Annotated in this window: 23 protein-coding genes; 13 read left to right on the forward strand and 10 right to left on the reverse strand. The window is 64.3% G+C overall.

Features of this window, described 5'->3' with window-relative positions:
* Together FJ960_RS09850 and FJ960_RS09855 are read left to right on the forward strand one after the other, a co-directional pair.
* Nucleotides 1-699, forward strand: a complete 699-nt coding sequence (locus tag FJ960_RS09850) for a type 1 glutamine amidotransferase (protein WP_140713505.1) — start codon at nt 1-3, stop codon at nt 697-699.
* A 313-nt stretch (nt 700-1012) separates the two neighbouring features.
* On the forward strand, nt 1013-1153 hold the full coding sequence (locus tag FJ960_RS09855) for a hypothetical protein (protein ID WP_023782442.1): 141 nt from the start codon (nt 1013-1015) through the stop codon (nt 1151-1153).
* Nucleotides 1154-1190: 37 nt separating this feature from the next.
* Here FJ960_RS09855 and FJ960_RS09860 read toward each other — a convergent pair whose 3' ends face one another.
* From FJ960_RS09860 to FJ960_RS09870, 3 genes are read right to left on the reverse strand one after another with little or no spacing between them, the layout of a single operon-like run.
* Nucleotides 1191-1964, reverse strand: coding sequence for a metallophosphoesterase (locus FJ960_RS09860; protein WP_140504591.1), 774 nt, complete (start codon nt 1962-1964; stop codon nt 1191-1193).
* A gap of 34 nt (nt 1965-1998) precedes the next feature.
* Nucleotides 1999-3135: an alpha-hydroxy acid oxidase gene (locus FJ960_RS09865; protein WP_140713506.1), complete on the reverse strand. Its 1137-nt coding sequence runs from the start codon at nt 3133-3135 to the stop codon at nt 1999-2001.
* Nucleotides 3136-3160: 25 nt separating this feature from the next.
* Nucleotides 3161-3964 (reverse strand): FCD domain-containing protein, encoded by an 804-nt coding sequence (locus tag FJ960_RS09870; protein ID WP_140713508.1) that lies wholly within the window; start codon nt 3962-3964, stop codon nt 3161-3163.
* Between the two features lie 207 nt (nt 3965-4171).
* Here FJ960_RS09870 and FJ960_RS09875 point away from each other — a divergent pair, with 207 nt between their 5' ends.
* The 4 genes from FJ960_RS09875 (at nt 4172) to glcF (ending at nt 9754) form a co-directional block, all read left to right on the forward strand.
* Nucleotides 4172-5494, forward strand: coding sequence for a DUF3422 family protein (locus tag FJ960_RS09875; protein WP_140504586.1), 1323 nt, complete (start codon nt 4172-4174; stop codon nt 5492-5494).
* Between the two features lie 155 nt (nt 5495-5649).
* Nucleotides 5650-7146 (forward strand): FAD-linked oxidase C-terminal domain-containing protein, encoded by a 1497-nt coding sequence (locus FJ960_RS09880; protein WP_140713510.1) that lies wholly within the window; start codon nt 5650-5652, stop codon nt 7144-7146.
* A 66-nt stretch (nt 7147-7212) separates the two neighbouring features.
* The gene (gene glcE, locus FJ960_RS09885) at nt 7213-8418 is read left to right on the forward strand and encodes a glycolate oxidase subunit GlcE (RefSeq protein WP_140713512.1); all 1206 of its coding nucleotides are present in this window, start codon (nt 7213-7215) and stop codon (nt 8416-8418) included.
* A 10-nt stretch (nt 8419-8428) separates the two neighbouring features.
* Entirely contained in the window at nt 8429-9754 is a 1326-nt protein-coding gene (glcF, locus tag FJ960_RS09890; RefSeq protein WP_140713514.1) for a glycolate oxidase subunit GlcF, read from the forward strand.
* Between the two features lie 12 nt (nt 9755-9766).
* Here glcF and FJ960_RS09895 read toward each other — a convergent pair whose 3' ends face one another.
* Nucleotides 9767-10687: a bifunctional 5,10-methylenetetrahydrofolate dehydrogenase/5,10-methenyltetrahydrofolate cyclohydrolase gene (locus tag FJ960_RS09895; RefSeq protein WP_140504580.1), complete on the reverse strand. Its 921-nt coding sequence runs from the start codon at nt 10685-10687 to the stop codon at nt 9767-9769.
* A 289-nt stretch (nt 10688-10976) separates the two neighbouring features.
* Nucleotides 10977-11708, reverse strand: coding sequence for a L,D-transpeptidase (locus tag FJ960_RS09900; RefSeq protein ID WP_140713516.1), 732 nt, complete (start codon nt 11706-11708; stop codon nt 10977-10979).
* Nucleotides 11709-11920: 212 nt separating this feature from the next.
* Between FJ960_RS09900 and FJ960_RS09905 the strand changes: the two genes are divergently transcribed.
* On the forward strand, nt 11921-12559 hold the full coding sequence (locus FJ960_RS09905; protein WP_140713518.1) for a DNA-3-methyladenine glycosylase I: 639 nt from the start codon (nt 11921-11923) through the stop codon (nt 12557-12559).
* An 11-nt stretch (nt 12560-12570) separates the two neighbouring features.
* On the opposite strand, the gene FJ960_RS09910 is transcribed toward FJ960_RS09905, so the two are convergent.
* On the reverse strand, nt 12571-12822 hold the full coding sequence (locus FJ960_RS09910; RefSeq protein ID WP_140713520.1) for a hypothetical protein: 252 nt from the start codon (nt 12820-12822) through the stop codon (nt 12571-12573).
* A gap of 251 nt (nt 12823-13073) precedes the next feature.
* Between FJ960_RS09910 and hisS the strand changes: the two genes are divergently transcribed.
* The 4 genes from hisS (at nt 13074) to FJ960_RS09930 (ending at nt 18275) form a co-directional block, all read left to right on the forward strand.
* Nucleotides 13074-14597, forward strand: a complete 1524-nt coding sequence (gene hisS, locus FJ960_RS09915) for a histidine--tRNA ligase (RefSeq protein ID WP_140504573.1) — start codon at nt 13074-13076, stop codon at nt 14595-14597.
* Complete coding sequence (locus tag FJ960_RS09920; protein ID WP_140713522.1) at nt 14594-15715, forward strand: ATP phosphoribosyltransferase regulatory subunit; 1122 nt, start codon at nt 14594-14596, stop codon at nt 15713-15715. Before hisS ends, FJ960_RS09920 begins: the two co-directional genes overlap by 4 nt.
* A complete protein-coding gene (gene hisG / locus FJ960_RS09925; RefSeq protein WP_140713524.1) occupies nt 15712-16410 on the forward strand; it encodes an ATP phosphoribosyltransferase in 699 nt (232 codons plus the stop codon). The genes FJ960_RS09920 and hisG overlap by 4 nt, the downstream gene beginning before the upstream one ends.
* Before the next feature lie 92 nt (nt 16411-16502).
* The gene (locus FJ960_RS09930) at nt 16503-18275 is read left to right on the forward strand and encodes an AMP-binding protein (RefSeq protein ID WP_140713526.1); all 1773 of its coding nucleotides are present in this window, start codon (nt 16503-16505) and stop codon (nt 18273-18275) included.
* Between the two features lie 7 nt (nt 18276-18282).
* On the opposite strand, the gene FJ960_RS30250 is transcribed toward FJ960_RS09930, so the two are convergent.
* Both FJ960_RS30250 and FJ960_RS09935 read right to left on the reverse strand, forming a co-directional pair.
* A complete protein-coding gene (locus tag FJ960_RS30250; RefSeq protein WP_348642348.1) occupies nt 18283-18456 on the reverse strand; it encodes a hypothetical protein in 174 nt (57 codons plus the stop codon).
* A gap of 2 nt (nt 18457-18458) precedes the next feature.
* A complete protein-coding gene (locus FJ960_RS09935) occupies nt 18459-19781 on the reverse strand; it encodes an alpha/beta fold hydrolase (RefSeq protein ID WP_348642349.1) in 1323 nt (440 codons plus the stop codon).
* Between the two features lie 255 nt (nt 19782-20036).
* Here FJ960_RS09935 and FJ960_RS09940 point away from each other — a divergent pair, with 255 nt between their 5' ends.
* Nucleotides 20037-20669, forward strand: a complete 633-nt coding sequence (locus FJ960_RS09940) for a class I SAM-dependent methyltransferase (RefSeq protein WP_140713528.1) — start codon at nt 20037-20039, stop codon at nt 20667-20669.
* 93 nt (nt 20670-20762) lie between these two features.
* Here FJ960_RS09940 and FJ960_RS09945 read toward each other — a convergent pair whose 3' ends face one another.
* On the reverse strand, nt 20763-21671 hold the full coding sequence (locus FJ960_RS09945; protein ID WP_140713530.1) for a hydrogen peroxide-inducible genes activator: 909 nt from the start codon (nt 21669-21671) through the stop codon (nt 20763-20765).
* Between the two features lie 177 nt (nt 21672-21848).
* Here FJ960_RS09945 and katG point away from each other — a divergent pair, with 177 nt between their 5' ends.
* Nucleotides 21849-24050, forward strand: a complete 2202-nt coding sequence (gene katG / locus FJ960_RS09950; RefSeq protein ID WP_140713532.1) for a catalase/peroxidase HPI — start codon at nt 21849-21851, stop codon at nt 24048-24050.
* 69 nt (nt 24051-24119) lie between these two features.
* Here katG and FJ960_RS09955 read toward each other — a convergent pair whose 3' ends face one another.
* Nucleotides 24120-24797 carry an MIP family channel protein gene (locus FJ960_RS09955; protein WP_027146615.1) on the reverse strand — a complete coding sequence of 226 codons (678 nt, stop codon included), beginning with the start codon at nt 24795-24797 and terminating at the stop codon, nt 24120-24122.
* Nucleotides 24798-24937 lie beyond the last annotated feature (140 nt).

Below are 24937 nucleotides of genomic sequence, written 5' to 3' on the forward strand. Positions count from 1 at the left end.
ATGCGTGTGCTGGTTGTCCAGAACTACGACAATACCGGGCTCGGCCAGGTCGGCGCGGCACTGGCGGAAGCGGGTGCCGATCTCGATGTGCGCCTCCCCTACAAGGGCGATCCGCTGCCACAGGACGCAACCGGCCATGATGCCATGGTGGTGCTCGGCGGCGGCCAGAATGCGCTGGCCGACGAAGAATATCCCTATTTTCCGGCGCTGCTCGAACTGACCCGCGATTTTGCCGGCAAGGACCGCGCCGTGCTCGGCATCTGCCTCGGCGGCCAACTCGTCGCCCGTGCCTTTGGCGGCGAGAACCGCATCGGCGGCGCCAATGAATTCGGCTGGCGCGGCGTGTCGCTGACGCCGGACGCCAGGGCCGATCCGGTGCTGGCTGAGCTGCCGGAGAAGTTCCCGATCTTCCAATGGCACGACGACACGTTCGTGCTGCCCGAAAACGCCGTGCGGCTCGCCGGCAACGATGTCGCCGAAAACCAGGCGTTTCGCCTCGGCCGCGCCGTCTACGGCTTCCAGTTCCACTTCGAAGCTGACCGGCCGATGGTGAAGGACTGGAGCTCCTCCTTCGCGCCGATCATTGCCGCGCGCCATCCCGACTGGGCCGGCAGGCTCGATGGCGAAATGGCCCGCAATGGCCCTGACGCCGATGCTGCTGGTCTCGCCATTGCCCGTGCCTGGGTGGCGACGATCTGAGAGGCTGTCAGAGCGAATTTCGAAACAGCCTGAGCGTCCATCCCTCGCGTTCTGCGTGACATAATTGGCACGCGGCCATGAATCCGTCTGGGAAAACCCCTTTCATCCTTGGCTTGTGTCCGGCCGTCATCCTAGAAGGCGCGCGCTCTATGTCGGCTGTGCAACCGGGATGAACCTTTTGTGTGACCCGCGCGACACACCATCGATACGGAACACGCCTAGAAGCGCGAAATCGTGGAAACTTTGAAGCGATTTGTCCTTTTCAACGCATTGGTAACCGCCTCGTGCACAGATGCAGAAGGCTCAACAAGAGATGACCTCCGTGAAAGCAGCGCTTCTGTCCTTTGCCATGTTGTCCGCCATCGTGCTTTGCGGTCTTGGTATCTATGCCGCCGATGCGGCCAACAACCACAACGCCGTCGACGGCTACGGCGTCACCGCCTCCCTGCGCTAAGCCAGGGCATCCGTCACACCCTCGGGCGCCGAGGCCCTCAAGGCTCTTTTATCGACATTTCCAGGATGCGTTTGTCCACGCCGTCCACAACGAGCGCGGTAAGCATGCCTGATTGCCAGGCAAGCGTGTCGACATTGACGCGGTTGGCCATCACTTCCGCCTCCGGGACTGGTGTGTGACCGTGCACCACGACCTTGGCGAAGAGGCCGGTGTGGTCGTGGAAAACATCGCGGATCCAGATCAGGTCCTGCGGGTTCTGATTATCCAGGGGAATGCCTGGCCTGATGCCGGCATGGCAGAAGAAGAAGTCGCCTGACGTCACCGAGAACGGCAACGATCGCAGGAAGTCAACATGGCTTTGCGGCACGGCTTCGAGCAGGGCTTGGTGGCCCTTGCGCATGGCTGATTCCGCCTTGCCGAACCAAACGCCGCTGCCGTTGCTGATCGTCACCCCATAGGATTGCGCGGTCTGGATACCGCCAAAGCGGATGAAGAGCCCTTCGGGATCGGGTGTCTTGAGAAAGTCGAGAAAGCCGATGTCGTGGTTGCCAACCAGCATCATGTTTCGCGGATCGCGTTCGCGCGCTTCGATCAGAAAGTTGATGACGCCCTTGGAGTCCGGTCCGCGATCGACATAGTCGCCAAGATGGATGATGCGCCAGTCCGCAACCAGGTCCTTCGCGATCTCGGCCTTGATCTGGCCGTGCATGGCGGCCAGCAGGTCGAGCCGGCCATGCACGTCGCCGATCGCGTAGAGACGCACGCCGGCCGGCCCGCGTGCGTCGAGGAAATGGATGCCGGGTTCCGCCAAGGTCTTGATATCTCCGTGGTCAGATGTCACGGACTTAGCGCCGGAGCTGGTCCTTGCCCATGTCGGTGACCAGACGCTTTCCGCACAGAGCCAGCGTAATGTCCATCTCCTTGCGGATGATTTCCAGCGCTTTGGTAACCCCTTCCTTGCCGAGCGCGCCCAGGCCGTAAAGAAATGGTCGGCCGATATAGGTGCCCTTGGCGCCGAGGCAGAGCGCTTTCAACACGTCCTGGCCGGAGCGGATGCCGCCGTCCATATGCACTTCTATTCTGTCGCCAACCGCATCGGCGATCTCCTCCAGCACCATGATCGACGATGACGCGCCATCGAGCTGCCGCCCGCCATGGTTCGAAACGATGATCGCATCGGCGCCGGTCTTGGCCGCCATCAGTGCGTCTTCCTTGTCGAGAATGCCCTTGAGGATCAGCTTGCCGCCCCAGCGCTCCTTGATCCAGGCGACGTCCTTCCACGACAGTTGCGGATCGAACTGCTCCGTCGTCCATGACGACAGCGAAGCCACGTCGCCGACGCCCTTGGCATGGCCGACGATATTGCGGAAGGTACGGCGCTTCGTGCCAGCCATGCCCATCCACCAGCCAGGCCGCACCGCGATGTTGGCTATGTTGGCCAGCGTCATCTTGGGTGGCGCTGAAAGCCCGTTGCGAACATCCTTGTGGCGCTGGCCGAGGACCTGCAGGTCGAGCGTCAGCACCAGGGCCGAGCACTTCGCCGCCTTCGCCCTGTCGATCAGATTGAGCACGAAGTCCTTGTCGCGCAGTACATAGAGCTGGAACCAGAACGGTTTCTTTGTCACCGAAGCGACATCCTCGATCGAGCAGATGCTCATCGTCGAGAGCGTGAACGGCACGCCGAATTCCTCTGCCGCCTGCGCTGCCAGCATCTCGCCGTCGGCATGCTGCATGCCGGTCAGGCCGGTCGGCGCCAGCGCTACCGGCATCGACACTTTCTGGCCGATCATGGTCGTTTCCAGTGAGCGGTTGCTCATGTCGACCAGCACGCGCTGGCGGAACTTGATCTTCTGGAAGTCTTCCTCGTTCGCGCGGTAGGTGCTCTCGGTCCAGGCGCCTGAGTCGGCATAGTCGAAGAACATCTTGGGCACGCGCCGGCGCGCGAGATCCTTGAGGTCTGCGATGGTGAGAATTTCGCTCATGATGGTCCCCGCTTGGTCGAATTGACTAGGAGCGCCTGCGCGCTGGTTCGCTGTCGCCGGCTTCCGAACGCTGCCTCAGCCTCAGCCGCGACACGCGTTGCCAGTCGCCGCTGCGCTCGGCTTCCGCCATCGAACGCTCGACATAGGTCATGTGGTCCATTGCCGCCTGGCGGGCGCCGGCCGGATCGCCGGCCTTGACCGCGGTGTGGATCGCCCGGTGCTGCGCCAGCAGCGCCTCGCGCGCGCCGGGCACTGTGAACACCAGCAGCCGGTTCTGGAACACGCCTTCCGACAAAAGCCGATAGCAGGAACGCAGCGTGTGCAAGAGCAGGATGTTGTGCGCGCATTCGCAGATCGCATGATGGAATTCGACGTCGATCTCGGCTTCGTCGTCGAAGTCGCCGGTGCGATGCGCCTCGTCCATGCGTGCCATGATGCGGTCGAGTAGGGCAAGGTCCTCGGGTGTGGCGCGCCGCGCCGCATATTCGGCGGCTATGCCTTCGATCTCGCGGCGGTATTCCAGATAGTCGGCCACCGCCTTGCGATGCGTCGAGATCAGGTCCGCCACCGGCTTGGTGAACAACTGGCCGATAATGTCGGCGACGTGGGTGCCGCCGCCCGGACGTGTCGACAGCAGGCCGCGCCCTTCGAGCGCCTTCAGCGCATCGCGCAGAATGGGCCGCGACACATCGAACTGGCGTGCCAGCTCGCGCTCGCCGGGCAGCCGGTCGCCGGTGCGCAGCACGCCTTCGAGAATTAGGCTTTCGATCTGCTGCACCACCTCGTCGGCGGTGCGCGAATGCTCGATCCTGGAGAAAATGTCGCCCAAAGGAAGCGCCTGGAGAACGGAATGATGTCGCGCAGATTAATGCCTCCGTCGCCAACTGGTCAAATTATTTATCCAATTCGTCTCATCGGGTCGATTTCCGCGTCGCGCCGGCATATCGCCTCGGGCTAAACTTTGCTGTTTACGTCCCTCGCCGATTGCCGCAAGAGGACGCCATTGCACGAAGGGTCGAAACCAGGGGGACCAGACGTGTCGGACGAGACGTCCAATCTTGAATTCCAGCCGCGCAGCCAAGGCAGTGTCCTGGGCTTTCCGGCGCATGAAGGCCGGCCCGGCGCGCTCGGCGAGGTTCATGCCCGCCCGCATCCGCTGGTCGAGAAGCCGCGCGTGCTCGTCCAACTCTCCTTCATGACCGAAGGCGGCTCCGCGGTCGACCATGCCGTGCTTTCGGAACTGTCACGCCGCCTCGGCATCGCCGCGCCCGAGCGTCATGCCCGCCACCACGCGATGAAATGGGGCAAGGGCACGCTGCGCTGGGAGCGGCACACGGAATTCTCGACCTATCTCTGGGAAGGGCCGTTGGCCGAGAACGGCCGGGGGCAAGAGGATTCGCCTTTCGGCAACGGCTTTTCACCGCCGGGAACCGTCATCTCGGGTATCCGGCTCGAGATCCGCAAATGGACGCAGGCGAACGAGAGGCTGATCGCCGGCTTCGATCCGACCAGCCTCTGTCACTCGCTGGTCGAACGCGGCAGCGCGGCCATCGTCACCGACTTCCGCCAGGACGGCGACGGCATGACCCGCATGCTGGTGCTCGACCGTGGTCTCACTCCGGCCAGCACCGGCGCGCTGTCGCAGCGGCTGATCGACATCGAAACCTACCGCACGCTTGCCATGCTCGGCCTGCCGCTGGCGCTCACCTTGTCCGGCCGCGCTCGCCGCATCGAGGACCGCTTGGCGCAGACGACGCTGGAAATGAAGGTCGCCGAGACGCGCGACAACCAGACGCTGCTCGCCGGCCTGACGGAGCTTGCCGCCGAACTGGAGGCCGATGCCGCTTCCAGCCTCTACCGCTTCGGCGCCAGCCGCGCCTATGACGGCATCGTCACGGAAAGGCTGGAGGCGTTGGATGAGGAGCCTGTCCAGGGCTACGACACCTGGGCGGGCTTTCTGCTGCGGCGCATGGCGCCAGCCATGCGCACCTGCCGCTCGGTCGAGGAGCGCCAGGCCAATCTGTCGCGGAAGCTGACCCGTGCCACCACGCTGCTGCGGACCTGGGTCGATGTCGAGGTCGAGAAGCAGAACCGCGACCTGCTCGCCTCGATGAACAACCGCGCCCGCCTGCAACTGCGCCTGCAGCAGACCGTCGAAGGCCTCTCGGTCGCCGCCGTCTCCTATTACGTGGTCGGCCTCATCGGCTATGTCGCCAAGGGCGCATCGGTTTTTGGCCACACCTTCGCGCCGGAGGTCGTCACCGCCTCCTCGGTGCCGTTCGCCGTCCTGCTGGTCTGGTGGGGCGTGCGCAGGGTGCGACGGATGCATTCCGAGCCGGCGAAACATCCGGGCGAATAGTCCGCGCATGCTTCGAACGCAATAGAAATGCAGCGGCAGATTGCCGCTGCGGAAGCTTTGCCCGCGTTCGCCGCCCGGATGCCACCAAAGGAGGGTTTGCAACAAATGCCGCTAGCTGGTAAATCATTTTTACCAGTCGAGTGGAGGAAGCGCCGATGTCCGGCCTTGCCATGCCCAAGCCAGACGCCGGGACGCTGCGCCAGCGCAACGAAATCGTCGCCGACATGCGCATCATCGTGCCGGGCGAGGGCGTGGTCGACGCCGCCAACGAAATGCGAGCCTTCGAAAGCGATGGCCTGACCGCCTACCGGCAAGTGCCGCTGGTCGTGGTCCTGCCCGAGACGGTGGCGCAGGTCTCGCGCGTGCTGAAATACTGCAACGACCGCAACATTCGCGTCGTGCCGCGCGGATCCGGAACCTCGCTGTCGGGCGGCGCGCTGCCGTTGGAGGACGCGGTGCTGCTCGTCATGAGCAGGTTCAACCGCATCCTCGAGATCGATTTTCCCAACCGTATCGTCGTCGCCCAGCCCGGCGTCACCAATCTCGGCATCACCATCGCCGTCGAGCAGGACGGGTTTTACTATGCCCCCGATCCATCCTCCCAGATCGCCTGCTCGATCGGCGGCAACGTGGCGGAGAATTCCGGCGGCGTGCACTGCCTGAAATATGGCCTCACCGCCAACAATGTGCTCGGCATCGAGATGGTGCTGATGAATGGCGAGGTGGTGCGGCTCGGCGGCGGCCACCTTGACGCCGAGGGCTATGATCTGCTCGGCGTCATGACCGGTTCGGAAGGTCTGCTCGGCGTCGTCACCGAGGTCACCGTGCGCATCCTGAGGAAGCCGGAGACGGCGCGCGCCCTGCTGATCGGCTTTCCGACCAGCGAGCAGGGCGGCCAGTGCGTCGCCGACATCATCGGCGCCGGCATCATTCCAGGCGGCATGGAAATGATGGACCGGCCGGCGATCCATGCGGCGGAAGATTTTGTCCATGCCGGCTATCCCCTCGATGTCGAGGCGCTGCTGATCGTCGAGCTCGACGGTCCGAGCGTGGAGGTCGATCATCTCATCACCGCGGTCGAGGCGATCGCCATCCGCAACGGCTCGACTATGTGCCGCATCTCGCAGTCCGAGCAGGAGCGGCTGAGTTTTTGGGCCGGCCGCAAGGCGGCCTTCCCCGCCGTTGGCCGCATCTCGCCCGACTATTACTGCATGGACGGCACGATCCCACGCAAGGAGTTGCCGCGCGTGCTGGCCGGCATGCGCGAGCTGTCGGAAAAATACGGTCTCGGCGTCGCCAATGTCTTTCACGCCGGCGACGGCAATCTGCATCCGCTGATCCTTTACGATGCCAACGTGCCGGGCGAACTCGACAAGGCGGAAAGCTTCGGCGCCGACATTTTGCGGCTTTGCGTCAAGGTCGGTGGCGTGCTCACCGGGGAACATGGCGTCGGGGTCGAGAAGCGCGACCTGATGCCGGAAATGTTCAACCAGGTCGACCTCGATCAGCAAATGCGCGTCAAATGCGCTTTCGACCCCAACCATTTGCTCAATCCCGGAAAGGTGTTCCCGCAACTGCGTCGCTGTGCTGAACTCGGCCGCATGCACGTGCACCGCGGCCAGATGGCATTTCCCGATATTCCGAGGTTTTGAGATGATGGGGCCGCAGAACTCGGGTTCCTCGCCCCCGCAAAGCGGGGGGAGGAATCAGGTGCGAATATGACCACCTTCACCCCCACCACCTCAGATGAAGTCCTCTCCACCGTTGCCTGGGCGGCGGCAGAGGAAATATCGCTCGAAATCCTTGGCCGCGGCTCCAAGCGCGGCATCGGTCGTCCGTTGCAGACCGAGCACACGCTCGACCTGTCGAAACTCTCGGGCGTGACCCTCTATGAGCCCGCCGAACTGGTGCTGTCGGCCAAATCAGGCACGCCGCTGGCCGAGATCGAAAAGCTGCTGGCTGAAAAGGGCCAGCAGCTTGCCTTCGAGCCGATGGACTACGGTCCGTTGCTCGGTGGCGAGCCGGGCAAAGGCACCATTGGCGGCGTGCTCGGCGCCAACCTGTCCGGTCCCCGCCGGCTGAAGGCGGGCGCCGCGCGCGACCATATCCTGGGCATCAATGTCGTTTCCGGCCGGGGCGAAGCCTTCAAGTCGGGCGGCCGCGTGGTCAAGAACGTCACCGGCTACGATCTGTCGAAGCTGATGGCCAACAGCTGGGGTACGCTGGCCGTCTTCACCGACGTCACCTTCAAGGTGCTGCCAGCGGCCGAGACCGAAGTCACGCTCGCCGTTCGTGGCCTGCTCGATGATGCCGCCTGCACCGCCATGGCCTTGGCGCTTGGTTCCAGCGCCGAAGTGTCGAGTGCCGCCCACCTGCCGGAGCGCATCGCCGCGCGTGTTGCCGGCGGCACGCTCGGCAGTGATGCCGCCACGCTGCTGCGCGTCGAGGGCTTTGGTCCTTCCGTCGCCTATCGTATCGCCGCGCTGAGGACACTGCTCGGCAAGGCCGGGCCGCTGGAGGAGATTGCCAGGGAGACCTCCAAGGCAATCTGGCGCGATATGAGGGATTGCCGGCCCTTCGTCGATGGCAGCGAGAAGCCGGTCTGGCGGGTCTCGATGATGCCCGCCCAGGGGCATCAGATGGTTCTGACGCTGCGCATGCAGGCCGCCGTCAGCGCCTTCTACGACTGGCAGGGCGGGCTGGTGTGGCTGCGCATGGAGGAGGGCGATCCCGAAGCCGCTCTGCTGCGCGGGCTTCTGAGGAAACATGGCGGCGGCCATGCGACGCTGGTGCGCGCTACCCCTTCCCATCGGGCGGCTCTGCCGGTGTTCGAGCCGCAGGCGCCGGCATTGGCGGCGCTCAGCCAGCGGCTGAAGCAGGAATTCGACCCGAAGAACATCCTCAATCCCGGCCGCATGGCCTAGGACATCAGAGATGCAGACCAATTTTTCGCCCGCCCAGCTTGCCGATCCGCATGTCGCGGAGTCCGAAAAGGTCCTGCGCAAATGCGTGCATTGTGGCTTCTGCACCGCCACCTGCCCGACCTATGTGACGCTTGGCAACGAACTCGATTCGCCGCGCGGGCGCATCTATCTGATCAAGGACATGCTGGAGAACGGCCGTCCCGCCGACAAGGAGATCGTCACCCATATCGACCGCTGCCTGTCGTGCCTCGCCTGCATGACCACCTGCCCGTCGGGCGTCAACTACATGCACCTGGTCGACCATGCCCGCGCTCATATCCAGGAAACTTACACGCGGCCGCTGCTTGACCGGCTGACCCGCGCCATGCTGGCCTTCGTGCTGCCTTATCCCCAACGCTTCCGCGCCGCGCTCAAGCTGGCCAGGCTGGGCAAGCCTTTCATCGATCTGTTCGAAAAAATTCCGGCGCTGAAGCCTCTCGGCGCGATGCTCAAGCTCGCACCGGCGTCGATCCCGGCGGCCTCGCCGATGGCCTTGCCGGGCGTCCATGCTGGGCAGGGGACGAAAAAGGGCCGGGTCGCCATCCTTACCGGATGCGCGCAGTCGGTGCTTGATCCCGGCATCAACGACACCACCATCTCGTTGCTGACCCGGCTCGGCGTCGAGGTCGTGGTGCCGCCGGGCGAGGGCTGCTGCGGCGCACTGGTTCATCACATGGGGCGGGAAGAAGCCGCCCTTGCCTCGGCCAGGCAGAATGTCGATGCCTGGACGCGCGCCATCGAGCAAGGCGGGCTCGACGCCATCATCATCACCGCGTCGGGCTGCGGCACGACGATCAAGGATTACGGCTTCATGCTGCGGCTCGATCCGGCCTATGCCGACAAGGCCGCGCGCGTGTCGGGGCTGGCCAAGGATATCACCGAGTATCTGTCCGCCATCGATCTGCCTGAACCGGTGCGCAAGCCGGGCACGGTCGTTGCCTATCACTCAGCCTGCTCCATTCAGCACGGCCAGAAGATCATCCGCCAGCCGAAGGAACTGCTCGCCAAGGCCGGCTTCGACGTGCGCGAGCCGCGCGAGGGGCACCTCTGTTGCGGCTCGGCCGGCACCTACAACATCCTGCAATCCGAGATTTCGGCCAGGCTGCGCGATCGCAAAGTGAAAAATATCGAGGCGACGGGCGCCTCGATCGTCGCCACCGGCAATATCGGCTGCATCACGCAGATCGCATCCACCGCCAGGATGCCTGTGGTGCATACGATCAAGCTGCTCGACTGGGCTTATGGCGGGCCGAAGCCGGAAGGCGTTCTGGAAGAAAGCTTGGTGGCGGCGGAGTAGGTAGGCCCACCGCTACTCGGCCGCGAGCCTGCCCGCCGTGCCGTAGGTAGCTTCATAAAGCGCGCGCTGGCGGCTGAGCGCCACCATCGTGTTGCGCAGCAGGATCGCCACCGTGATCGGGCCGACGCCGCCTGGCACAGGTGTGATCCAGGAGGCAACCTCGCGTACGCTTTCGGTGTCGACGTCGCCGACAATGCGGCTCGTGCCATCAGGCCCAATTTCGGAATTGATGCCGATATCGATGACGGCCGCCCCTGGTTTCACCATGTCGGCCTTGATCAGCCTGGGCTTGCCAACGGCGACGAACAGCGCGTCGGCGCGCCGCGCATGGGCGGCAACCGAGCGCGTCATGTGATGGCAGACCGTCACGGTCGCGCCTTCGCTCATTAGAAGGAAAGCGATCGGCTTGCCGACGATTTCCGAATGGCCGACGATGACCACTTCAAGCCCCTTGAGATCAAGGCCGGTTTCCTTGAGCAGTTCGACCGAGGCCGCCGCGGTGCAGGGCGCGAGGTCGAGCTGGTTGTAGACGATGTTGCCGATCGAGGCCGGGTGCATGCCCTCGACGTCCTTCAGCGGATGCACGGCCGCCTGCAGCGTCTTGATCGGGATATGCGCGGGAACCGGCCGCTGGATGATGATGCCGGTGACGCGCGGATCGGCATTCAGGCCGTGGATGGCTGCTTCGAGTTCACCTGCGGTGATGGTGGCGGGAAAACGCCGTTCCTCGAAATCGATGCCGGCGAGCTGTGCCTTCGCACGCTGGTTGCGCACATAGACATCGACCGCGTCGGTATCGCCGACGGTGATCGAGATCAGCTTGGGCGGGAAACCCTCAGCCTTGGCAATGGCCGCGTCCTCGCGCACGGCGGCGATGATGCGCTGGGCAACCGGCCCGCCCTTGAGATAGCGGCTGTCGTCGGACGGGGACATAGTTCGAACCTTTGGTGGGGAAATTGTGCACTGCAATAGCAGAGCATGGTCCGGAAATCAGCCCCGAAAACGAAACACCGTGCTTTCGGGGCGACCTGTCGCACCGTGAAACGAAAAGGGCAGCCCGGTTACCCGCGCTGCCCTCTCGTGACTGGCCGTATCCCCACACGGCCCGTCCCCCGTTAACTCGCTGCCAGTCTAAGCACGTCTTCCAAAAGTGCGCTATGACTTGAGGGCAACAGTGCGTCAAAAACTGCTCAACACTGCTTAACCGGCTGATTCGCTATCACTATATCACTTCGACAGTCGTTCCGACATTGACCCGTTCATAGAGGTCGACGACATCCTCGTTGCGCATGCGGATGCAGCCCGACGACACCGCGCCGCCGATCGTCCAGGGCTGGTTGGTGCCGTGGATGCGGTACTCGGTGGTGCCGAGATAAAGCGCGCGCGCGCCGAGCGGGTTTTCCATGCCGCCGGCCAGATAGGTCGGCAGGTAGCGGCCCTTGGCCGCCTCGCGCTTGATCATCTCCGCCGGCGGACGCCAGTCCGGCCAGACGCGCTTGTTGGTGATCTTGTGCGTGCCCGACCATTCGAAGCCGGGCTTGCCGGTGCCGACGCCGTAACGCCGCGCCTTGCCGCTCTTCTCGACCAGATAGAGGAAATTCTGCGTGGTATCGATGACAATGGTGCCCGGCTTCTGGGCGCCTTCATAGGCGACTTCCTGCGGCAGGTAGACCGGATTGATCTGCGGGCGCATGACCATGCGTTTGGCCGGGGCCTGCACGGCGGCCGTCTGCACGCGGTCGGGCTGCGCGGTGCGCTGGCGCGGCTGCGCGGCCTGTCGGTTCTGCCGAACGATACCCGGCGCATGGCCGAGTTGCAGCACCCAGGGCGCGGAAAGGTCGGGGCTCACCATCACCGGCGGTCTGTCGGCATAGCGGTCGCCGGCGGTTGAGGGTGTGACGCCGGCGGCAAACACAGCCACGGCGCCGAGCAAGGGAAACAGAACTCTCTTCATCGGGAACGCACCTTGATCGTCTAATACACCGGGCGAGAACGCTCCCGGCTTGCGCGATCATTGGCGGCGAGCAGCAACCGAAACATGAATCGGAATGCGTAAAATGCGGTTCTGTCAGTAAACCCTTTGGTGTGGTTACCGCCGGGTTCAGGAATCTGGTAAAGCCACGGTAAAGACAGCGCGGAAGCGTGTTAACGGATGGAATTTTCAGGATGAACAATGAAAAAACCGGCCTGCTTGCCGGTCCTGACGGTGTCGCGCGCTGCTTCTGGCATGGCAATCTGCCCGACTATCTGCATTACCATGACCATGAATGGGGCCGGCCGGTGGCCGACGACCGCAGGCTGTTCGAGAAGATCTGCCTGGAAGGGTTCCAGTCGGGCCTGTCGTGGCTGACCATTCTGCGCAAGCGGGAGAATTTTCGCGAGGCCTTCGCTGGCTTCGACTTCGACAAGGTCGCCACCTTCACCGAACGGGACGTCGAGCGCCTGCTCGGCAATGCCGGCATCATCCGCCATCGCGGCAAGATCGTCTCGACCATCAACAATGCCAAACGCGCCCGCGAAATGGTCGACGAGTTCGGCTCCCTGGCCGCCTGGTTTTGGAAGTTCGAACCCGGCAGGGAGGAACGGCCGCAAACCGTCGACCTCGCCCATCTGCGCGCCAACCCGACCACCGCGGTCTCCGTGCGGATATCGAAGGACCTGAAGAAGCGCGGCTGGACCTTCGTGGGCCCGACCACGGTCTACGCCTTCATGCAGGCCATGGGCATGGTCAACGATCATCTCGAGGGGTGTGTGTGCCGCAAGGAGGTCGAGAAGGAACGGAAGGCTTTCAAACGGCCGAAATAGCTACGGGCAGTTCAGGTGCCGTTGGCACCGGCCAGGAACAGCCCGGCGACGATCGCCGCCACGGCAGCCACTGTCGGATAGATCACCAGCAGGCCCGTCACCAAGGCGTCGCGCAGGGAAGGATCCTTGCCGGTGTCGGCCGGTACATCGAACGGTCCGGCCGCCTGGCCAATCATTTTCGGTGCATGGATGCCCGCCGGGCGCAGACGTGCCGGCAATTCACCGGCTTCGCCGTTGGCATGGAATGTCGTTGCGCTGGTCATGTCCCGAACCCCTTCGTGTCGGTATGCTATGTCGGCCGCGATTGTGTCGGCACGATGCCGGGCTGATGGCGGGATTGTTTCCATTTCGGTGCGTGCTTGTTTCGGAGAACGCCCGCGCGTGCCCCTCGCACGCCTGGATACCGTGCCCGCCGCCGGCCTTGCCGCATAGGGCCTCTTCGGTTAGGACACGCCCGTTGCGAAAATCGCAACGCTGTTAAGCTTTCAGCAACACGAAATACCGGGCGAATCCCATGGCCGACAAATCGGAAAAGACGAAAGCGCGGCTGCCGCGCGGTTTTGCCGACCGCAGCGCCGAAGACATTCGCGCCGTCGAGAAGATGATGGCGACGATCCGCTCGGTCTATGAGCTTTATGGCTTCGAGCCGGCCGACCAGCCGCTGATCGAATACACCGATGCGCTGGGAAAATTCCTGCCCGACCAGGATCGGCCGAACGAAGGTGTTTTCTCGTTCCAGGACGATGACGACCAGTGGCTGTCGCTGCGCTACGACCTGACCGCGCCGACGGCGCGTTTCGTCGCCGAGAACTTCGAGCGCCTGCCGAAACCCTATCGCAGCTACCGATCCGGCTGGGTGTTTCGCAACGAAAAGCCCGGTCCCGGCCGCTTCCGCCAGTTCATGCAGTTCGACGCCGATACGATCGGCACGCCGGGCGTGGCGGCGGACGCGGAGATGGCGATGATGATGGCCGACGTCATGGAAGCGCTCGGTATCAAGCGCGGCGACTACGTCATTCGCGTCAACAACCGCAAGGTGCTGGACGGCGTGCTGGAGGCGATCGGACTTGGCGGTGACGAGAATGTCGGGCGCAGGCTGACGGTGCTGCGTGCCATCGACAAGCTGGACAAGCTCGGTCCGGAAGGGGTCCGGCTTCTGCTTGGGCCGGGGCGCTGGGACGGTGGCAAGGAAGGCGAGGGCGACTTCGCCAAGGGCGCCGGGCTGAATGACACGCAAGCCGAGGCCGTTCTTCTGGCGACCACGCGCAATACGCAGGCTGGCCAGGATGCCAGCGTCAGCGGGAACGCGGTCTACCAGGAGGGCGTTGGCGAACTCGCGACGATCGAAGCCCTGGTCAGGGCCGCCGGATATGCCGAGGACCGCATTGCCATGGATCGTTCTGTCGTCCGCGGCCTGGAATATTACACCGGCCCGGTCTTCGAGGCCGAGCTTCTAGCCGAAATCCCCAATGAGGACGGCCAGATCGTGCGCTTCGGTTCGGTCGGCGGCGGCGGCCGCTATGACGGCCTGGTCTCGCGCTTCCGTGGCGAGCCGGTGCCGGCGACCGGTTTTTCGATCGGGGTCTCCCGGCTGATGACGGCGCTGAAAAATCTCGGCAAGCTCGACAGCACCGATGTGATTGCGCCGGTTGTCGTGCTGGTCATGGACAAGGACACGGAAAGTCTCGGCCGCTACCAGAAGATGGTCTCGCAATTGCGCGCCGCCGGCATCCGCTCCGAAATGTATCTCGGCGGTGCCGGCATGAAAGCGCAGCTCAAATATGCCGACCGGCGCGGTTGTCCCATCGCCGTCATCCAGGGCGGCGACGAGCGCGCCAAAGGCGAATTGCAGATCAAGGACCTGATCGAAGGCGCCCGCATGTCGGCGGAGATCACGGATAACGCCGAATGGCGCGCCGCGCGCCCGGCGCAGGTGACGGTGGCGGAAGGCGAACTGGTCGCCGAGGTGAAGAAAATTTTGGCGGCGCAGGCTGCCGATCGTGTGAAGGGTGGCGCGTCGCGCCCATCCTGTCCATGACCTCCCGCTACCCCGCCATATCAGCCGACATCACCACACTCTTCGCTGCGCGCAACACACATGCCGTCGAAGTCGCGGTGCTGCAGCCGGCCGATCCGTTCCTCGACATGGCCGGCGAGGACCTGCGCCGGCGCATTTTCCTCACCGAAAGCGAGACCGGGCAGACGCTCTGCCTGCGGCCCGAATTCACCATTCCCGTCTGCCTCGACCACATAGCCAGCCAGGCCGGCACGCCGCGCCGCTATTGCTATCTCGGCGAAGTGTTTCGCCAGCGCCGCGAGGGCGGCAATGAGTTCTTCCAGGCCGGCATCGAGGATCTCGGCGACCGCGACACGGCCGAAGCCGATGCCCGCTCGGTGGCCGACGCGCATGCGCTGCTATCGCTGGTGCTGCCCGGCCAGCCGCTGGCCGTCACGCTTGGCGACCAGGCGATTTTCGAGGCGGTTCTGGCGGCGCTCGGCTTGCCGCGCGGCTGGCGCATGCGGCTGGCCCGCGCCTTCGGCTCGGCGCCGATGCTGGAGGCCGCACTCGCCGATCTCGCCAACCCGCCGCGCAACGGCCAGCTCTCCGGTCCAGTCGCGGCGCTTGTTCTCGACGGCGATCTGGACGGTCTTTCCCAGCACATTGCCGGCGGCATGGAAGAGGCTGGCCTGTCGGCATCCGCCGGGCGCGCGCCGTCGGATATCGCGCGGCGGCTGATCGAGAAAGCCGAGTTGCGCAGCGTGCGGCTGTCGAACGAGGCCTTCGCTGCCCTGAAGAATTTTTTGGCGATCGACGTGCCGCTCGATGGCGCAGCCCACGCATTGGAAACCTTCGCCGCCGGCGCCGGACTTTCGCTGGGCGCCGCGCTGGAAAAATTCTCGGCCCGCGCCAAGGCGATCGAGGCGCATGGCTTGCCCTCGGGAAAAATCCGCTACGACGCCGCTTTCGGCCGTCCGCTCGATTATTACACGGGTGTGGTCTTCGAAATCGCGGTCGCCAATGGCGAGCGTCCCCTCGCCGGTGGCGGGCGCTATGACAGGTTGCTGACGCTGCTCGGCGCCAAGACCGCGATCCCTGGTGTCGGCTTCTCGGTGTGGCTCGACCGCATCGAGGCGTTGCGGGGGGCGGCATCATGATCACACTGGCGATCCCGTCGAAGGGCAGGCTCAAGGAGCAGGCCCTGGAGGTGCTGGCCAAGGCTGGCCTCGCCGTCAGCCTGCCCGGCGACGAGCGCAAATATCACGCCCGCGTCGAGGGCCTGGACAATGTCGAAGTGGTTTTCCTGTCGGCCTCCGAAATATCGGGCGAAATAGGCCAGGGCGCGGTCGATCTCGGTATTACCGGTGAGGACCTTGTGCGGGAAAATCTCGCCGACTGGGAAGCGCGGGCAGAGATCGTCGCCCGCCTCGGCTTCGGCCATGCCGATGTCGTGGTCGCGGTGCCTGAGATCTGGCTCGATGTCGATACCATGGCCGATCTCGACGACGTTGCAGCCGATTTCCGCCAGCGTCATGGCCGGCGGCTCAGGATCGCCACCAAATACTGGCGGCTGACGCAGCAGTTCTTTTCGCTCAAACACGGTATCCAGGTCTATCGCATCGTCGAGAGCCTCGGCGCCACCGAGGGCGCGCCGGCGGCCGGCCTTGCCGACGTCATCGTCGACATCACCAGCACGGGCTCGACGCTGCGCGCCAACCATCTCAAGGTGCTGGGCGATGGCGTCGTGCTGAAGTCGCAGGCCTGCCTTGTGGCCTCGAGGAAGACACGTGCCGCGGTCGACGAAGCCGTCTTGCGCGACATCGTCGCGAAAATGGCGGCAGCGATCGCATAGCGATCCTTCAGGGAGGGGGCTCCAGTACCATCGACGGGATTTCCAGCATCCCGGCAGGCTGATAGGTTCGGCCAGTCTTGGAGGAGACAGCGATGCCGGTCAATCTCGACGAGCTGAAGAACGCCACCAATCTGCGCGGCCGAGGCGCGCGTGCTGGCGGCGTCTTTATCGCGCCCGTGGATGGCAGGGCGCATGTCTCGGGCGATCGCGGCGTGCCGCTGCTCGACAAGACCATTCCAGCACTTTTCTCCGACACCGTCAGCAAACACGGCACGCTCGATGCCGCCGTCTTTGTCGGCCAGGACAAGCGCTTCACCTGGAGCGAACTGTCGGACACGGTGGATGCGCTGGCCGCCGGCTTCCTGGCACTTGGTCTCCAGAAGGGCGACCGGGTCGGCATCTGGTCACCCAACCGGTGGGAATGGCTGGTGACGCAGTTCGCCACCGCCCGCATCGGCCTGATCCTGGTCAACATCAATCCCGCCTACCGGCTGACCGAACTGGAATATGCGCTCAACAAGGTCGGCTGCAAGGCCTTGGTGACGGCGGCCAACTTCAAGACGTCGGACTATCTCGGCATGATCGAGACGCTGGCGCCGGAGATCGCCACGGCAACACCGGGCAAACTGAAGGCCAGCAAGTTGCCGGCGCTCAGGATCGTCATCCGCATGGGCGAGGAGAACTCGCCAGGCATGTTCAATTTCGGCGATGTGCTGGCCATGGCTGGGCGCGACGAGCATGACAGTCTTGACCGCATCTCGGAGGGGTTGAAGCCGGGCGATGCGATCAACATCCAGTTCACCTCGGGCACGACAGGGGCACCCAAGGGCGCGACGCTCACCCATCTGAACATCGTCAACAACGGCAATTTCGTCACCTCGGCCATCAAGCTTACCGTCGAAGACCGGCTCTGCATCCCTGTGCCGCTCTATCATTGCTTCGGCATGTCGATGGGCACGATGGGTTGCGTGTCGAAGGGCGCGACCATGGTTTTCCCGTGCGAAGGCTTCGATCCCGGACTGACGTTGAAAGCCGTGTCGCAGGAACGCTGCACCGGCCTCTATGGCGTGCCGACCATGTTCGTCGGCATGCTCGACCATCCGGACTTTTCATCCTTCGATCTATCCAGCCTGCGCACCGGCATCATGGCCGGTTCGCCATGCCCGATCGAGGTGATGAAGAAGGTGGTGTCGCTGATGCATATGGCGCAAGTGACCATCGCCTACGGCATGACCGAGACCAGTCCGGTCTCGTTCCAGAGCAGCGTTGACGATCCCCTGGAAAAGCGCGTCTCGACGGTCGGGCGCATCCATCCGCATGTCGAGGTCAAGGCCATCGACGCCGATGGCGCCACGATTGCGGTCGGCGCGCCGGGCGAGCTTTGCACGCGCGGCTATTCAGTGATGAAGGGGTATTGGGACGACGACGAAAAGACCCGCGAGGCGATCGATAGCGATGGCTGGATGCACACCGGCGACCTCGCCACCATCGACGCCGAGGGCTATTGCAACATTGTCGGCCGCGTCAAGGACATGGTCATCCGTGGCGGCGAGAACGTCTATCCCAGAGAGGTCGAGGAATTCCTCTACCGCCATCCCAAAGTGCGGGAAGTCCAGGTCTTCGGCATTCCCGACGCCAAATATGGCGAGGAGTTGTGCGCCTGGATCGTGCCCAAGCCCGGCCAGGTCGCCACCGAACAGGAGATCAAGGCATTCTGCGCCGGCCAGATCGCCCACTACAAGGTGCCGCGCCACATCCGCTTCCGCACCGAATTGCCGATGACGGTGACCGGCAAGCCGCAGAAATTCCTGATGCGTCAGGCGATGGTGGAAGAGCTGGGACTGGTGACGCAAAAGACGGCGTGAGGCCGGATCAGCCGCGTCGCACCAGCGCGCTGACGCTGTCGAGCAGCATCTTTTCGTCGCCGACCCAGAACCAGTGGTCGTCGCCGTCGACCTCGATGAACCGCGCGCCGGGAATCCTGGCCGCGAGGAACCGCCCGGCCTCGATGCGCACGGCGCGGTCGCCGGAACGGTGGAGGACCATCGTCAGGCGGAGACTTTTGCCAGCAGGTGACGGACATCGGCGTCCCGTAATGCCTCGAGCAGGCCCGCGACCGCGCCCGGGCTGGAGGCCGCCCTGAGCAATCCGGCCCACCAAGTCCTTGCCTGACGGTCGCCAGCGAGGCTTGGGGCGAAGGTTTCGATTTCCGCCGGGCCACCCCAGCCCGCGAGCAGGCGTTGCTTCCAAAGATCATACTGCGCGACGGTCAAGGCGTAGGGATAGTCAGGCGCGCGGCTGCCTTTCGCAAGCGAGCCCCACAGGACAAGGCCTGTCAGCCGATCGGGATGCTCGACCGCAAAACGGATACAGCCCGGCCCACCCTCCGACGCGCCGACGAGCAAAGCCCGGCGGCTGCCGGCCGCATTCATGACCGCCAGAATATCCTGCGCCGTCGCCTCAACTGTGGGACGGGCACCCACGCGGTCGGAAAGCCCCATGCCGCGCCGGTCGAAGAGGATCAGGCGACCCAGGCGCGAAATCGCGGTCAGCCAGGCGCGGCAGCCCGGGTCTTCCCAGATACGCTCGACATGCGAAATAAAGCCGGGAACGAGCACGATGTCCGTCGGGCCGCTACCGACGATCTGGTACGCGATGTGGATGCCGTCGACCGCGACATAGCGCGTTCTGGGCACGTCCAAGGTGGTGTCCTGAGTTGGCTCGCGCAGCATGGCCAGCGTGGCGGGGTTCGGCGCTACGCCGAGTTCGTCCCGCAACAGCCGGATGCACGTCTCGATCTGACGCTCCGCCGCCGCCTTGTCGCCTGCCGCCAGGTAGGCACGGATCAAGTGGCGGTGCGCGCTTTCGCTCAGGGGGTCGAGTGCCGCCAGCCGCGTCGCATGAACGATCGCGCCGCGCGGCTCGCCGCCAGCGATCTTGGCTTCGACGAGCCGCTCCAGCGTTTGCACCAAGCGGCCGCGCAAGGTCTCCCGCCGGAAGAAGACCCATTCTTCGAATTCCGGACAGTCCGGCAGCGAGAAGCCGGCGAGATAGTCGACTTTGTAGATATCGGCTGCGGCGTCGAGAGAGCCGGAATTGCAGGCATGCTCGAAAACCCTGGTGTCGATCTCGGCGGACAATGCTGGGTGCAGGCTGAGGGAGCCGCCTGTGGCGGCGATGATCGCACTGCCGAACGCGATGCGGATTTTATAGAGTGTCCGCCGAAGGCGGGCGCGTGCGGCCTGGTCGTCGGTCTCGGGCCACAAAAGCGTGGCGGCGACCTCGCGCGCCACCGGCCCGCTGGCCTCGGCGATATAGATGAGGAGGGCTGCCGCCTTGCGCAGGGCGAGTTCCACCCGCCGGCCGTTCAAGCGGAACTCCGGAAAACCCAGAAATCGGAATTCCAATCGCTCCATCGATCCGACCACCGCCATCCAGGGACGTTGAGGGGACGCCGGCCTTCTATCCATCCCCACGACGTCGGGCCGATCGGGCCCGATCATGAGACTCCCTTGGGGCGAGAAATGTCACTGGTCAATACTCCCATCCACCATTGCACATCAGGGCCCGTTGCCGGCGGAGGCATCCCTTCCGGTGCCGCCAGCACCCGGCTAGGAGGCTGAAGCATGTGCCAATCCTGTCTCTCCTGGTACGCGCGTTGCATTGCTCCCTACCTCGTCCACGCCGGCTGTTCGGCCAGCGCCTTCGCGCATATGCGAAGGCGCTTGATCCCGCGGGCGGGGGGCGTTGTGGTCGAGGTCGGTTTCGGGTCCGGCCTGAACCTTCCCTATTACGACGCCGGCAGGGTGAAACGGGTGGTCGGCGTCGATCCCGACGGCACGATGCTGGGTCTGGCCGAACCGAAGACCCGTTCCTTGCCATTCGATGTCGACTGTATCCGGGCCAGCGGTGAAAGACTGCCCTTGACCGACAGCTTCGCCGACACGGTTGTCGTCACCTATGCCTTCTGCACCATTCCGGACCCTGAGGTGGCGCTGACCGAGATCCGGCGCATCCTGAAGCCCACGGGCCGGTTGATCTTCATCGAGCACGGCCAGGCCGAAGGGCCGCGTTGCCGCCGGTGGCAGGAGCATCTGAACCGGCTGTGGGGCCGGCTCGCCGGCGGCTGCCATCTCAACCGCGACCCATTGCAGCTGATCCGGGCGGCGGGCTTCCATATCGTCGAAGCGGAGCGTGATCGGTTTCGGCTACCCTTCTGGCAGTTGGGAAGTCACCATGCCGGCATCGCGATACCCTGACAGGTTGACGTCGTCGGTTCCGCATCTCCGATGGCCCTGCGCCGAGCCCGGCTCTCGCACGCGCGAACGGTCCGGCGCGGGGTTGTTCGCTTCTCACGCCACCAGCATCACCGCACCGAGGCCCCGGATGATCTTCGCCAGTTCGACGCATTCGCCGTGCCGCGCATTGTTGCGCCGCCAGGCTAGGCAGATCATGCGCTGCGGCATCGGTTCCTGGAACGGCACGATCTTGAGATCGGAGATAGTGCCGGCAGGGCCCGCCGCCATTTCGGGGATGAGAGTGACGCCGAGCCCGTGCGCCACCATCTGCAAAAGCGTGGTCAGGCTGGTCGCGCCATAGCTTGCCATTGCCACCGGCCGCACATTGCCGCAGACGGCCAGCGCCTGTTCGCGCAGGCAATGGCCTTCTTCCAGCAGCATCAGTCTTTCCAGCGCCGGGCTCTCAGGCGGAACCGGCGGCGAGGCAAAGGCCGGATCGCCTGATGGCACGGCCAGGAAGAACCGGTCGGGAAACAGCGCTTCGGTGATCAGCCCGGGATGGTCGAGCGGAAGCGCGGCGATGAAGGCATCGAGTTTTCGCGATGCGGTGTCCTCGACCAGGGAGGTGGTGACCGCCTCGCGCAGTTCGAGCAGCAGGGCCGGGAAATGCTTCTTCAGTTCGGGCAAGGCCCGCGGCAGAAGATAGGGCGCGACGGTCGGGATGATGCCCAACCGGAAGCGTCCCTCCATGGCGGTGCGGCCGCGCCGGGCCGTCGTTTCCACGTCACGTATGTCAGCCAGGATGCGCTCGATGCGAGGCAACAGGGCGACCGCTTCGTCCGTCATGCGCACCGACTTGCCGCCGCGTTCGAACAGCCGGCAGTTCAGCCGTTGCTCCATTTCTGCGATCTGGGAGGACAGCGCCGGCTGGCTGACACCTGCAAGTTTCGCCGCACGCCCGAAATGCAGCGTCTGCGCCAGCGCGTCGAAATAATGCATCTGGCGAACTGTCAATCCGATCATGCAGTCAAGCCTGTCATAAGAAAATCCTATCGAAATAAACAGGAAAGGCAATTTGTTTTTATCGTCAGTGTGGCCTAGTCTGGGTGGTTCCAGATTGGCGCGGGCCGCTGGCTGCCCCAAAATCTCGGCAAAAATCAACCTCGGCAAAATCAAACCTCGGCAAAATTGGAGTGAGAGATGGACGCGAAAACCGACGACAACAGCGCGGGCAAATGCCCTGTTGCGCATGGATCCGCCAGCCGGACCAACCGTGACTGGTGGCCGAACCAGCTTGACCTCGGCGTTCTCCACCAGCAGTCGAACCTGTCGGACCCGATGGGCGAGGACTTCGATTATGCCAAGGAATTCGCGAGTCTCGACCTCGATGCGGTGGTCAAGGACCTGCATAAGGTCATGACGGATTCGCAGGACTGGTGGCCGGCCGACTTCGGCCATTATGGGCCGCTCTTCATCCGCATGGCCTGGCACAGCGCCGGCACCTATCGCATCGGCGACGGTCGCGGCGGGGCCGGAGCGGGCCAGCAGCGTTTTGCGCCGCTGAACAGCTGGCCTGACAACGCCAATCTTGACAAGGCGCGCCGGCTGCTGTGGCCGGTCAAGCAGAAATACGGCCGCAAGATTTCCTGGGCCGACCTGTTGATCCTCACGGGCAACGTCGCGCTGGAATCGATGGGCTTCAAGACCTTCGGCTTCGCCGGTGGCCGCGCCGACGTTTGGGAGCCGGAGCAGGACGTCGACTGGGGCTCCGAGACCAAGTGGCTTGGCGACGAGCGCTATTCGGGCGACCGTGAGCTTCGTGGCCATCTCGGGGCCGTGCAGATGGGCTTGATCTACGTCAACCCGGAAGGCCCGAACGGCAAGCCGGACCCGATTGCCGCCGCGCGCGACATCCGCGAAACCTTCGCTCGCATGGCGATGAACGACGAGGAAACCGTGGCGCTGATCGCCGGCGGCCACACCTTTGGCAAGACCCATGGCGCCGGTGATGCCTCGCTGGTAGGGGCCGAGCCGGAAGGCGCCGGCATAGAGGCGCAGGGCCTCGGCTGGTCGAGCAAGTATGCGTCGGGCATTGCCGGCGATGCCATCACCTCGGGCCTCGAAGTCACCTGGACAACGACGCCTACCAAGTGGAGCAACAACTTCTTCGACAACCTGTTCAACTACGAATGGGAAGTGACGAAGAGCCCGGCAGGCGCCCATCAGTGGACGCCGAAGGGTGGCGCCGGTGCCGGCACGGTGCCCGATGCGCACGACCCTTCAAAGCGTCGCGCGCCGGCCATGCTGACCACCGACCTCGCCCTGCGGGCCGACCCGGCCTACGAGAAGATCTCACGGCGTTTCCACGAACATCCGGATCAGTTCGCCGATGCCTTTGCCCGCGCCTGGTTCAAGCTGACCCACCGCGACATGGGCCCGGTCGTTCGCTATCTCGGCCCGTTGGTGCCGAAGGAAGAGCTGATCTGGCAGGATCCGATCCCGGCGGTCGACCATGAACTGGTCAGCGACCAGGACATCGCATCGCTGAAGGCCAAGATCCTGGCCTCCGGCCTGTCGGTTTCCGAACTGGTCTCGACGGCCTGGGCCTCGGCTTCGACCTTCCGCAACTCCGACAAGCGCGGCGGCGCCAACGGTGCCCGCATCCGGCTGGCACCGCAGAAGGACTGGGACGTCAACCAGCCGGCCGAGCTAGTGAAGGTGCTTGCCAAGCTCGAAGGCATTCAGAAGGAGTTCAACGCTGGCGGCAAGAAGGTCTCGCTTGCCGACCTGATCGTGCTCGGTGGTGTCGCGGCCGTCGAGAAGGCTGCGAAGGATGGCGGCAACGACGTGAAGGTGCCGTTCACGCCCGGCCGCATGGATGCCTCGCAGGAACAGACGGATGTCCACTCTTTTGCCGCTCTCGAGCCGAAAGTCGACGGCTTCCGCAACTATGTCAGAGGCAAACAGCCCATGTCGGTCGAAGCCATGCTGGTCGACCGGGCGCAGTTGCTGGGCCTGTCGGCGCCGGAGCTGACGGTGCTTGTTGGCGGCCTGCGGGTGCTCGGCGCTAACACCGGCCAGTCAAAGCATGGCGTGTTCACCGACAGGCCGGGTAAGCTGACCAACGACTTCTTCGTCAACCTGCTCAGCATGAACACGGTGTGGGATCCGGCTGCCGGCTCCGAGCCGGGCGCGGAAGAGATCTACGAGGCGCGCGACCGCAGGACCAAGGCCGTCAAGTGGACCGGCACCCGCGCCGATCTGATCTTCGGCTCGCATGCGCAGCTGCGTGCCTTGGCCGAAGTCTACGGATCGGCGGACGCCGGGCAGAAATTCGCCCGGGATTTCGTCGCGGCATGGACCAAGGTGATGAACGCCGACCGGTTTGATATCGCCGCCTGATCCGAACTCAAAGTCGTACAAAAAAGGCGCGGGCCGTAGCCCGCGCCTTTTGCATTCAAGCTCCGGCAATCAATCCTTCTCGAAAATACGCGCCTTGGCGACGACTCCGGCAATGGCGCCGCCGATCAACGGCGCGACGATGAACAGCCAGAGCTGGCTGAGTGCGGCACCGCCGGTGAACAGCGCCGGACCGATGGAGCGCGCCGGATTGACCGAGGTGCCGGTGACCGGGATCATGGCGAAGTGAATGCCGGCCAGCGTCAAGCCGATGACCAGACCGGCAAAAGCCGTCGAGTGCTTTTCAGCGGTAACGCCGAGGATTACCGTGACGAAGGTGAAGGTGCCGATCAGCTCCCACAGGAACGCCGAGCTCATGCCCCATTTCGTCTCGTCCCAGCCATTCGCGCCGAAGCCGCCTGTGTGGCCGCCGGTCTGGCCGGAAACGATGATCCACAGTGCCAGCGAGGCAATGATGGCGCCGATGATCTGGGCGATCCAATAGGGGATGACGTCCTTGGCCGGCAGCCGGCCGGCAAGGAAGACGCCGAGTGTCACCGCCGGATTGAGATGCGCGCCCGAAATCGGGCCGATCGCATAGGCCGCCGCGATGAGGCCGATGCCGAATGCTAGGCCGATGCCTTCCTGGCCAAGCGGCAGCGCGCCGCCGAAGCCGCCCGTCACCACGGACGCCGTACCGATGAATACCAACAGAAATGTGCCTAGAACTTCCGCCAGATAAGTCTTCATTGCCCTCTCCTCGTGACGATCCGCCGGTCCACGGTTTCCGCGCCGCGAATCATGGCGGCAAGAGTATTCCCAACCGAAAAACTTGGAAAGCAGAGCTGTAGCACCGTACGCCGTCCTTGCGGGCGCCAGTTAAGAACATT

The organism is Mesorhizobium sp. B2-3-11 (genome assembly GCF_006442215.1).
In the GTDB taxonomy this organism is placed as follows: domain Bacteria; phylum Pseudomonadota; class Alphaproteobacteria; order Rhizobiales; family Rhizobiaceae; genus Mesorhizobium; species Mesorhizobium salmacidum.

Bases quoted from the DNA above. Each gene is read 5' to 3' on its own strand.
- FJ960_RS09850 (WP_140713505.1), top strand. From the start codon at position 1: ATGCGTGTGCTGGTTGTCCAGAACTACGACAATACCGGGCTCGGCCAG.
- FJ960_RS09855 (WP_023782442.1), top strand. From the start codon at position 1,013: ATGACCTCCGTGAAAGCAGCGCTTCTGTCCTTTGCCATGTTGTCCGCC.
- FJ960_RS09865 (WP_140713506.1), bottom strand. From the start codon at position 3,135: ATGAGCGAAATTCTCACCATCGCAGACCTCAAGGATCTCGCGCGCCGG.
- FJ960_RS09880 (WP_140713510.1), top strand. From the start codon at position 5,650: ATGTCCGGCCTTGCCATGCCCAAGCCAGACGCCGGGACGCTGCGCCAG.
- glcE (WP_140713512.1), top strand. From the start codon at position 7,213: ATGACCACCTTCACCCCCACCACCTCAGATGAAGTCCTCTCCACCGTT.
- glcF (WP_140713514.1), top strand. From the start codon at position 8,429: ATGCAGACCAATTTTTCGCCCGCCCAGCTTGCCGATCCGCATGTCGCG.
- FJ960_RS09895 (WP_140504580.1), bottom strand. From the start codon at position 10,687: ATGTCCCCGTCCGACGACAGCCGCTATCTCAAGGGCGGGCCGGTTGCC.
- FJ960_RS09900 (WP_140713516.1), bottom strand. From the start codon at position 11,708: ATGAAGAGAGTTCTGTTTCCCTTGCTCGGCGCCGTGGCTGTGTTTGCC.
- FJ960_RS09905 (WP_140713518.1), top strand. From the start codon at position 11,921: ATGAACAATGAAAAAACCGGCCTGCTTGCCGGTCCTGACGGTGTCGCG.
- FJ960_RS09910 (WP_140713520.1), bottom strand. From the start codon at position 12,822: ATGACCAGCGCAACGACATTCCATGCCAACGGCGAAGCCGGTGAATTG.
- hisS (WP_140504573.1), top strand. From the start codon at position 13,074: ATGGCCGACAAATCGGAAAAGACGAAAGCGCGGCTGCCGCGCGGTTTT.
- FJ960_RS09920 (WP_140713522.1), top strand. From the start codon at position 14,594: ATGACCTCCCGCTACCCCGCCATATCAGCCGACATCACCACACTCTTC.
- hisG (WP_140713524.1), top strand. From the start codon at position 15,712: ATGATCACACTGGCGATCCCGTCGAAGGGCAGGCTCAAGGAGCAGGCC.
- FJ960_RS09930 (WP_140713526.1), top strand. From the start codon at position 16,503: ATGCCGGTCAATCTCGACGAGCTGAAGAACGCCACCAATCTGCGCGGC.
- FJ960_RS30250 (WP_348642348.1), bottom strand. From the start codon at position 18,456: ATGGTCCTCCACCGTTCCGGCGACCGCGCCGTGCGCATCGAGGCCGGG.
- FJ960_RS09940 (WP_140713528.1), top strand. From the start codon at position 20,037: ATGTGCCAATCCTGTCTCTCCTGGTACGCGCGTTGCATTGCTCCCTAC.
- FJ960_RS09945 (WP_140713530.1), bottom strand. From the start codon at position 21,671: ATGATCGGATTGACAGTTCGCCAGATGCATTATTTCGACGCGCTGGCG.
- katG (WP_140713532.1), top strand. From the start codon at position 21,849: ATGGACGCGAAAACCGACGACAACAGCGCGGGCAAATGCCCTGTTGCG.
- FJ960_RS09955 (WP_027146615.1), bottom strand. From the start codon at position 24,797: ATGAAGACTTATCTGGCGGAAGTTCTAGGCACATTTCTGTTGGTATTC.